General features: G+C 30.5%; 9 protein-coding genes and 1 tRNA gene. 5 read left to right on the forward strand and 5 right to left on the reverse strand.

Features of this window, described 5'->3' with window-relative positions; translation table 11 throughout:
• Positions 1 to 71: 71 nt before the first annotated feature.
• Positions 72 to 1,211 carry a hypothetical protein gene (locus BG20_RS04165; protein WP_010191291.1) on the reverse strand — a complete coding sequence of 380 codons (1,140 nt, stop codon included), beginning with the start codon at positions 1,209 to 1,211 and terminating at the stop codon, positions 72 to 74.
• Between the two features lie 64 nt (positions 1,212 to 1,275).
• Between BG20_RS04165 and BG20_RS04170 the strand changes: the two genes are divergently transcribed.
• The 3 genes from BG20_RS04170 (at position 1,276) to BG20_RS04180 (ending at position 3,267) form a co-directional block, all read left to right on the forward strand.
• Positions 1,276 to 2,187: a DUF354 domain-containing protein gene (locus tag BG20_RS04170; protein ID WP_010191293.1), complete on the forward strand. Its 912-nt coding sequence runs from the start codon at positions 1,276 to 1,278 to the stop codon at positions 2,185 to 2,187.
• Between the two features lie 192 nt (positions 2,188 to 2,379).
• Positions 2,380 to 2,455: transfer RNA gene (locus BG20_RS04175), tRNA-Gln, on the forward strand.
• Positions 2,456 to 2,514: 59 nt separating this feature from the next.
• The gene (locus BG20_RS04180; RefSeq protein ID WP_010191295.1) at positions 2,515 to 3,267 is read left to right on the forward strand and encodes an NAD-binding protein; all 753 of its coding nucleotides are present in this window, start codon (positions 2,515 to 2,517) and stop codon (positions 3,265 to 3,267) included.
• Here the strand turns inward: BG20_RS04180 and BG20_RS04185 are convergent.
• The gene (locus tag BG20_RS04185; RefSeq protein WP_010191297.1) at positions 3,264 to 4,025 is read right to left on the reverse strand and encodes an ABC transporter permease; all 762 of its coding nucleotides are present in this window, start codon (positions 4,023 to 4,025) and stop codon (positions 3,264 to 3,266) included. The two genes, BG20_RS04180 and BG20_RS04185, sit on opposite strands and share 4 nt — an antisense overlap.
• Complete coding sequence (locus tag BG20_RS04190) at positions 4,009 to 4,947, reverse strand: ABC transporter ATP-binding protein (RefSeq protein WP_010191298.1); 939 nt, start codon at positions 4,945 to 4,947, stop codon at positions 4,009 to 4,011. Before BG20_RS04190 ends, BG20_RS04185 begins: the two co-directional genes overlap by 17 nt.
• A 172-nt stretch (positions 4,948 to 5,119) precedes the next feature.
• Here BG20_RS04190 and BG20_RS13120 point away from each other — a divergent pair, with 172 nt between their 5' ends.
• The gene (locus tag BG20_RS13120; protein ID WP_238527496.1) at positions 5,120 to 5,914 is read left to right on the forward strand and encodes a hypothetical protein; all 795 of its coding nucleotides are present in this window, start codon (positions 5,120 to 5,122) and stop codon (positions 5,912 to 5,914) included.
• Positions 5,880 to 6,518 (forward strand): hypothetical protein, encoded by a 639-nt coding sequence (locus tag BG20_RS13125; protein ID WP_238527497.1) that lies wholly within the window; start codon positions 5,880 to 5,882, stop codon positions 6,516 to 6,518. Before BG20_RS13120 ends, BG20_RS13125 begins: the two co-directional genes overlap by 35 nt.
• Here the strand turns inward: BG20_RS13125 and BG20_RS04200 are convergent.
• Both BG20_RS04200 and BG20_RS13130 read right to left on the reverse strand, forming a co-directional pair.
• On the reverse strand, positions 6,515 to 8,314 hold the full coding sequence (locus tag BG20_RS04200) for a hypothetical protein (RefSeq protein ID WP_238527498.1): 1,800 nt from the start codon (positions 8,312 to 8,314) through the stop codon (positions 6,515 to 6,517). The two genes, BG20_RS13125 and BG20_RS04200, sit on opposite strands and share 4 nt — an antisense overlap.
• Before the next feature lie 7 nt (positions 8,315 to 8,321).
• A partial coding sequence (locus BG20_RS13130) for a DEAD/DEAH box helicase (protein WP_238527499.1) occupies positions 8,322 to 9,123 on the reverse strand: 802 nt, incomplete at its 5' end.

Consider the following 9,123-nt stretch of genomic DNA (forward strand, 5'->3'; position numbering starts at 1 on the left):
AACTGGAATTTCATCTAGATTATTTTCATCAGACAATTCAAACATAATGATCTGTTAGCTAATTTATACTCTTATTGAATAATCTCACATAAAGGATTAGCTTTAACTACAATGATATTAGTATCCTGTTTATTTTTTTCGATATTTTCAAAATCTGTTTTTGAGCATGCTACAATAATTGTAGTTTTATCACTATGAAACAAATCAGAGTTTAGATGCTCATAAGCTTCTACATCTCCAATATAATCACGCAGTCTAGAAGTTAAATTCTGCAACATTTCAATTTTATCACCACGCATTTCATGTTGATCAAGTGTCCAAGATAATGCAATTTTTGTCCTGCTAGCTTTTAGATCATTTTTCTTTAATGTAGAACGAATTTCATCAATTAGTTTCTTGATATAACCATCAATTCCCTTTACACTTCCATTAATTAGATACATGAGGGTATTTGCACTCTCAAATGAGGAGCCTAGTGATTTTAGATCAAATAGTCCACTGACCATATTGTCAAGAAAGATTTCTTGAAAGTCATCTGAAGAAAGATCTTTTTTAGTATCATCATCTTGAACGTATCTACAAACCTCTAAAATGCTACTAAGGCTAGAAAATCTAGACAGTACATTAATTGCATGAAAATGTTCAGATGAAGAAATAGCTACAAACTTTTTTTCTTTTTTTCCTGTTGTTAATAATTCAGATAAAGTTGGATCTTCTTTTCCATTAAAGGACCCAATAAATTTTGGTTGTTGATTAAGATCTTCTAATGGATAATAAAAGTAAGAAATTTGTTTTCCAACCTCAAGTCCAGTTACATGTTCAAGCAGTGAGATATTTTCATTGTTTCCACCAAAACCAGTAGGTAGAGTGTAAATAACAGAACTATTTTTTTTTAAAGAGGTTGTGGCATCTTTGAATTTAGAATGAATTTCGGTTTTGATATCTTGTCCTGTTTTTCTTATTCTAGGTGTAAAGAAGAGATATTGAGCTTTTGAAATAGCTACATCAATTGGCTCCATTGCCAATAATGGTTCATCTTCTTTTAGAGAAGATACATTCGGATAAGTTTTAGCGATTTCTGCTTTTAGAGAAATTGCTGATGGTGTTGATTCATCAATAATGTATACATCAGCACCCTTTATTGCCATTTGACATCCAATAGCATAACCTTCTGTACTAAGACCATAAACAACAACTTTTGCGCCCCCCATTACACATAATGCTAGTAATAGACTAAGAAAAACTTATTGAACTTATCATAATAATGGAAAATACTTGAAAATTTGGATCGATATTCTAACTCCTAAGCAATTATTATTCTCTGAACCAATAATTGAAAAATTAGGGAAAAAGCATAATGTTTTGTGTACTTCACGTTCATATGATGAGGTTACAAAATTAGCAAAAATCCGAAATTTTAACTTAATTAGTATAGGAAAACATGGAGGAACTGAAAAATATGGTAAACTTGAGGCTAGTATTGATCGTATAAAGAAATTATCTTTATTGATAAACAAATTTTCCCCAGATTTGGTAATTAGCTTCTGTTCTCCTGAAGCAGCAAGAGTATCATTTGGGATGGGAATTAAACATATTGCATTTTGTGATTCACCACATGCAAATGCAGTAATGAAATTGACATTGCCATTAATTCAAAAATTATTGATACCATCAGTTATTCCTAAAAAAGAATTTTCAAAATATGGAATAGATTCAAAAAACATAATACAATACAAGGCAATAGATGCAGCTGTTACAATAAAAAGACGTATAAATCAAAAAGATCCATTACCATTTAAAAATAATCATAAGAAAAATATTTTGATCAGAGTTGAAGAAGAACAAGCTGCTTATACAACAAAATCAAAAAGAATAATTCCAATAATAAAAGAGATTGTTGATGAATTTGGAGAAGAAAATATTGTAATTCTTGGAAGATATTCTGAGCAAATTAAAAATCTAAAAAAATTATTTGGTAAAAAGGCAAAAATTATAAAAATGTCATTTGATGGGAAGCATTTGTTAAGTGAAACAAATGTTTTCTTAGGATCTGGTGGAACAATGACAGCAGAATCAGCTTTACTAGGTGTTCCTACCATTTCTTATAATGCTGTCCCAAATATTGTAGAGAAATATTTAGTAAAGAAAAATCTTGTGAAAAAGGGAAATAAACCCAAAAAAAATTAACAAAATAATAAGAAAGTTGCTTGAATCATCTAATGAAAATTATAGTAAAAAAGCAAGAAAAGTTTCAAACACTATGGAAGATCCTGTTCAAAAATTAATTCAAATTATTGAGAAATAGTTACGAATTGATTTTTGTTAAGAAATGTCATAATTAAAAAGTTCATTAGGGGAATCATGTTGCTCTTTTTTGATAGTCCTGTAGTGTAGCGGTCAAGCACAGGGGCCTTTGAAGCCCTTAACCCCAGTTCGAGTCTGGGCAGGGCTACCATATCTTAAAAAACATAATTGTAACATGAATATAATACTGATAATTTTTAGAGATAGTAAATGACTGATATCATATTAGGAATGGGTGAAGTGGGTTCTACGCTTTATGAATTACTTGTTGAACGCGGTTTTGATTGTGTTGGAATAGATAATGATAAATCAAAATGTAGAAATTATTCAGAAAATGAATCTATTATAAAACCAGAATATCTGCATGTTTGCCTTCCTGGAGAATTAAATGAATTTATTGAAATTACATCTAAATGGATTAACAAAATTAAAGATTTGCAAGTTGTAGTTATTCATTCCACTGTAAGACCAGGCACTACAAAAAGTCTTCAGGATAAATATGATTTGCCTATTTTATTTTCACCCGTACGTGGAGTGCATAGAAGATTTTTGGAGGATATAAAAAAATATACGAAATTTATTGCGTCAGATAAAATTGAGATTAGTTCAAAAATTAAATCTGGATTAGAGAAAAGATTCCAAAAGATACAGTGGATGTCTACTACTAAAACTGCCGAGTTGGCAAAAATTTTAGTAGATACAACATATTATGGATGGCTAATTAATTATGCCCAAATAACAAAAATGATTTGTGATAAAGAAAAAATAGATTTTGATGAGATGTGGAAATTTGCAGACGAGATTCATGAAAATTTAGGAAACAGACCAAAGATGTATCCAGGGATTATAGGAGGTCATTGTGTTATACCAAATTTGAGTTTAGCAAAATATGATAATCTAGATATAATTAAAAAAATAAATGAACTATACAAGAATTGTAATGACACAAATCCTAATAATTAAAAGTCTAATTTAGTAAGTAATTTTGCTGCAATTATAAATAATACAGAAGCTGCAGCAACTAATATCCCCATTTCCATTATTACAAATTCTGTAATGTTACCAAAAATACCTGCACGAATTACATCAACCAAATAGGTCAGAGGATTGAGATAAAAAGCTGTTCTGAGAGGTTCAGGTGAGCCTGATGCGGGATAAAACGCAGTGCTAACAAATGCAAGAAATAAAAATACAGTATTAATAATTACGTTGAATCCTTCACTAGAACGAAGTCTGGTAGAAATTATTGATGCAATTGAACCAAACAGGACAGAGCCTACAATTGCTGCAAAAACAATCATAGGAATTGTAATTATAGTAAATTCAATTGAATCAAAAAATACAGGATAACCAACAAGTGCAATAAGTGATGCGCTTGCTAAGCCAACAATTCCAATGGTGCAAATATTACTCAAAATATAATCAGTTCGAGTAAACGGTCCTGACATTATTTGTTCAAACATGCCATGTCTTCTATCATTCCAAATGATTATTCCCGAAATAAGAGTACTATTCATAATATTGAATCCAATCATTCCAGTTGCCAAAAATGTAGGGTAATCAATATTTTTGTCACCAAAAGGAACTTGATCAATTAATGATGTGTAAGCAAAACCTGCAACAAAAATGTAAATCAAAGGGAAAATTACTTGCCAAATTAAAAATCCAGGATTAATAGATATTGTTAAATTTCTATTAACAAGCCTAATTATTGGATGCATTATCACTCACCATTTTTAAAAATATTTCTTCAAGATTTGTAGGAACTGCAGAAAGATCTTCTATCTCAATTTGATTTTCATTGAGAATTCGTAAAATATGCAATAATACTAATTCAGATTGTTCTGAATGAATAACAATGTTAGTCCCATTATCAAAATCAACTTTACAATCAGCAATTCCTGAGAGAAGTTTTGTTATTTCATTTTGTTTTTCTAATAAATGAATTTTTATTGTTTTTTCTTTTCCAAATTTATTTTTTAATGCCTCAGGTGTATCCACAGTAAGAATTTTTCCTTTATCTATAATTGCTATTTCATCACAAAGATATTCAGCTTCGCTTAGAATATGAGTAGTATAAAATATCGTTAAACCTGTTTTCACTTTATTTTTTAGATAATCCAATAATTTTCTTCGTGCACTAGGATCTAATCCTACAGTTGGTTCATCTAAAAATAATAACTCCATATCATGCATAAATTCTCGAGCAACTTGTACTCGTCTTCTTTGACCAATTGATAGATCCTCGTTTCTTTTCTTGCGAATATCTACAAGATCAAAATCTTTTAAGAGTTGTTCCATTCTTTTTTTACGTTCATTTTTTGGAACATTCCACATCATACCATATTTATCCAAAGATTTTTCAACAGTAAGTGTTGGTTCATAGCTAGGTTGCTGTAATATTACACCTATTTTATGACGAATTTCTAGAGGATTTTCAATTGCGTTGATTCCTAAAATTGTTAAAGAACCACTTGAAGGTGGAATTAGTGTTGTTAAAAGTTTGATAGTGGTTGATTTTCCTGCACCGTTAGGACCTAAAAATCCAAAAACCTGTCCAGATTTTACAGATAAAACAACATCATCGACGGCTTTTATGGATCCATAAAATTTTGATAAATGTTCAACATTAAGACAGGACATCAAATAGATTGCGATCTTCCCTCTAATTTAGTTAATGAGATAAATCATCATTAATAGGATTAGAAATATCTGAATAAACAACCAAGATATGGTTTTGCGATCAAATTATATCATAGATTCTACAAAACAATAATGAAATTTTTATTAATAGAACTAGTTTACAGACAATGAATTGTCTGAGTTTGATATTCTTGTGAATAAATTATTGGAACAAAAACCAGAATTAACTAGAAAAGATATTGAAGAGCAAATAAAACAAAAAAAAGAAAAGATAGGTGCAGGTTATCTAACAGATCAGGGAGCTTTATTTTTGATTGCATCTGATTTTGGAATTTCATTATCAGGACCATTAAAAGTAGAAATGGGATTAAAGGATCTTTATGCAGGTGCGAAAGAAATATCCTTAGAAACTAGAGTTCTAAATGTATCTCCTGCAAAGCAATTTTCTCGTAAAGATGGTTCACCTTTTTACCTTAGAACCATGACAGTATATGATGCAAATTCTACTGCCAGTGTAAAATTATGGGACGATAAAGCAAATCTACCTGGAATTGAAGATATCAAACCAGGTGATCTGATTAAAATTATCAAAGCATATGTAAAATCAGATCTTAATGGTTCCCCAACTATCAATATAGGTTCAGGTTCTAATATTGAATTAACAGATAACAAAAGTGAAATTCCAACTATAGACAAGATTACAAAAGACATTAACGAATTACAAGAAGGACAAAAAGATCTTGTGATTTCAGGAATAATAGATGGAAACGTAAGTAGTATGGAATTTACAAATTCGCGAGGTCAGCCTGGAAAAGCACTGAGGATGAGGCTAAAGGGAAAAGATGGAGGTATGATGAGGGTAGTTTTATGGGGAAAAGATGAAACAGATATTCCAAATATGATTTCTCAGAATGCCAAAGTGAGATTGTTAGGTGTCAATATTAAAAAATGGAAATCAGGGACTTGAGATTCATGGAAATGATTCAACTATAATTCAGATTGAGGGTGGTAAAGAAGCAGAGCCAGTAATTGCAAGAATTCTTTCAATTACAACTACAGAAAGTGGAAAGAATATGATTTTAGGTGTAGATAATAAAAAGAATATTTACAATATTACTGATTTCTCGAATTCCACTAGCATATGCAATGAAGGTGACGTCATAGAATGCATGCCATCAAAGGTTTATGGAAACTCTGTTACATTAGACAACAATTCATTTGTAAGAAAATTAGAAAATGATGAATCGATTCCATCTTTGTCACAAATCAGAACAAAAATTAACGAAGTTAAAGTAGATGGAAATTATTGTATAGAATCCATAGTTCTTAAAATTCCAGAAAGACGAGAAATTCAAACTAAGTCTGGAGAATCAATTCTATTATCAGAGATGTTTGTAGAGGATGATACAGGTCAAATTTGGGTTAAGGGATGGAGAAATCAAGCTAGACTGATTGACAAATGTGAATTAGGAGAGATTATTTCAATAACAGGAGTAAATGCAAAATCTGGATTGGAGGGAAGAATTGAATTGACTCTTACAGCTTTTTCTAAAATTACAAAGAAAAATTAAGAATCCCAAAATCCTCTAGTTACAACATATTGCCTTTCTGCTTCATAGATTTGCTTAAAGAGATGTTCTTCATCAACCATATTTCGTAAAATCCTTGCAGCTGTATCAGCACCAACCCCATAACCAGACATTACAGTTATTGCAATTTTTCCAAAATTTTCTATTAAAGAAGAGACTTTCCAGGCTCGATCAAACTTATGTTTTTCATCGAAGGAGAGTTTTTTTCCTTCGTATTTTTTACGAATTATTTTTGGAAGATCATAATCGGAATAAAAAGTTGCAGTGATTTGTCTTGCCTTACAATAGGGACAGATCAGAATATTTTTGACTTCATTTGTCTCTATTACTCGTTCCCACTTCCCACATCGTGCACAAATAAGTCTGTGTTTTGTCTTTGCCAATCTAGCTTTTACAAGATCAATTATACCTTTGTCAAGATTAGCAGGAGATGAATAATATTTTGAAGTATGATCTAAAATCGGTTCAGCTAATTTTGAGAATTTATCAATTTCTAACCATTTAATTAAAATTTTATTATCACGAATTTTCTTTAAAATTTTATTGGTATTTTCAAGATCATATTTATCATGAAACAATTCACGTAGTGCTTCTTTTACAAGTGATGTTTTAGCATATCTTTCATATAAAAAACGCGCTGATTTTTTTTCATAGATTGCCCCTCGTCCAACAACTCCAAATTTTTTTGCAACACACCATGTTTTCCAGTTAACATTATGAGTACCTACTAAAGATGCAGATACAAGAGAATAGAGATCATAATCGTCATTTATAACATCAAGGAATAGTTTTTCGGAAATTCTTGATCTAGAAGATAATACTATTCTGTATCCATCTGAACGTGAATCAACCATAGAACCTAACATTGAAGATATCATTGATGAAAGTAATGCAGATAATGTCGAATTAATTTTTGTTCCAAAACAAGAATGAACCACAATAGAACCTTGGGAGCGACTAGATTCTATAACAATATTATTTTCATCTGGAATTTCATTAAAACTTAATTCTTCTATAGTTTTATTGATTAATTTCAATGATCCATTTTTTACTTTACTACGAAATGAACCAACTTTTTTTGCAGTGTTATAATCAATTGGTATACTTTCTCCTTCCCAATATGGAATGGTTATACCTCCACCTCTGAATGGTTCAACATTTACTGATAGAGATTTTTCATCAACATTAAGAATTCTCCATTGTAAACCCTTTAGAACAAAAATATTACCAGAATCTCCATAATCTCCTACAAATCTCTGATCCAAGGATCCAATAATTTTTTTTCCTACGCTGTCAAACACTTTGAATTTAAGAATATCTGGTATTGTAGAGAGATTTTCAAAATAATATTTGAATGAACGTCCTTTTTTCCAAAAAATCATTTTTGTTCTATCAAAGAATAGCAGATAATTAGAATCAAGTAAATCTAAAACATTCACTAAATCTTCTAATTGTAAATTTCTAAAAGGATATGCATTGGTTATTGTTTCTAATGCTAAATTTATTGGAATTTCTCCCAATTGCATTGTCATTCCAACAAGATGATGTGCAAGTACATCTAGAGAGCCATCATGAATTTTTTGTTCTTCAATCGAACCATCTTTAATTCGATCTAGTATTGCTCTTGTTTCAAATTCATCATCAGCATTATTTGTGATTATTAACCCCTTAGCAGTAGCATTTCTGTTATGTCTACTACGCCCTATTCTTTGAACTAGTTTTGATACTTGTCTAGGAGAACCATAATGAATTACTAATTCTATTGAACCTATATCCAATCCCAATTCAAGTGAAGAGGTACAAACTACAATTCCACGTACCTTCTCTTAAAGAAAGCTCAGTGTCTTCTCTTACTTCTTTTGATAAAGAACCATGATGTAATTCTATAGAAATAGTAGATTTTTCTTTTAGTATAGAGGCTAAGAATTCAGCTTCTCCTCTAGTATTTGTAAAAAGAAGAACTGGGGAATCTAAGTTTAATTCCAATACGTATTCGATGATTTTTTCTGCAACGTCTGAAATGGTTCCTGTAACAAATTTAACTTCAACATCATACTTTCTAATGGAAGTATCTCTAATAATTTGACATTTTCTTTTAGTTCCAACCACAAATTTTCCAGCTTCTTCAATATTGCCAACTGTTGCTGATAATCCAATTTTTGTAAGTGAAAATTTTGAATTTAGTTGCAATCGTTCTATACTAAGAGATAATTGAGAACCTCTTTCACTACCAAGTAATTCATGTACCTCATCGATGATAATCCACTCAAGTTCAGATAAGGCATTTAACATCTTAATCTGAGTTAGAAGAATAACAAGGGTTTCAGGTGTAGTAATTAGTACGTCTGGTGGATTTTCAGAAATTTTTCTTCTTGCTGTTTGAGTTGTATCACCATGTCTAATTTCAATAGAAAGTTCATTGCTTTGAGCATATTTTGTGATTCTTCTAAATACATCTCGATTTAGTGCTCGCAATGGGGTTATGTAAAGAACTTTTATTTTTCCAATTTTTTTTGATTTTTTTACTAGTGAAAAAATAGGAATAACAGAACATTCTGTTTTACCTGAACCAGTAGGTGCTATTACC

Origin of the sequence: Candidatus Nitrosarchaeum limnium BG20 (assembly GCF_000241145.1) — an archaeon.
GTDB lineage: Archaea > Thermoproteota > Nitrososphaeria > Nitrososphaerales > Nitrosopumilaceae > Nitrosarchaeum > Nitrosarchaeum limnae.

Bases quoted from the DNA above. Each gene is read 5' to 3' on its own strand.
- BG20_RS04180 (WP_010191295.1), top strand. From the start codon at position 2,515: ATGACTGATATCATATTAGGAATGGGTGAAGTGGGTTCTACGCTTTAT.
- BG20_RS04190 (WP_010191298.1), bottom strand. From the start codon at position 4,947: ATGTCCTGTCTTAATGTTGAACATTTATCAAAATTTTATGGATCCATA.
- BG20_RS04165 (WP_010191291.1), bottom strand. From the start codon at position 1,211: ATGGGGGGCGCAAAAGTTGTTGTTTATGGTCTTAGTACAGAAGGTTAT.
- BG20_RS04185 (WP_010191297.1), bottom strand. From the start codon at position 4,025: ATGCATCCAATAATTAGGCTTGTTAATAGAAATTTAACAATATCTATT.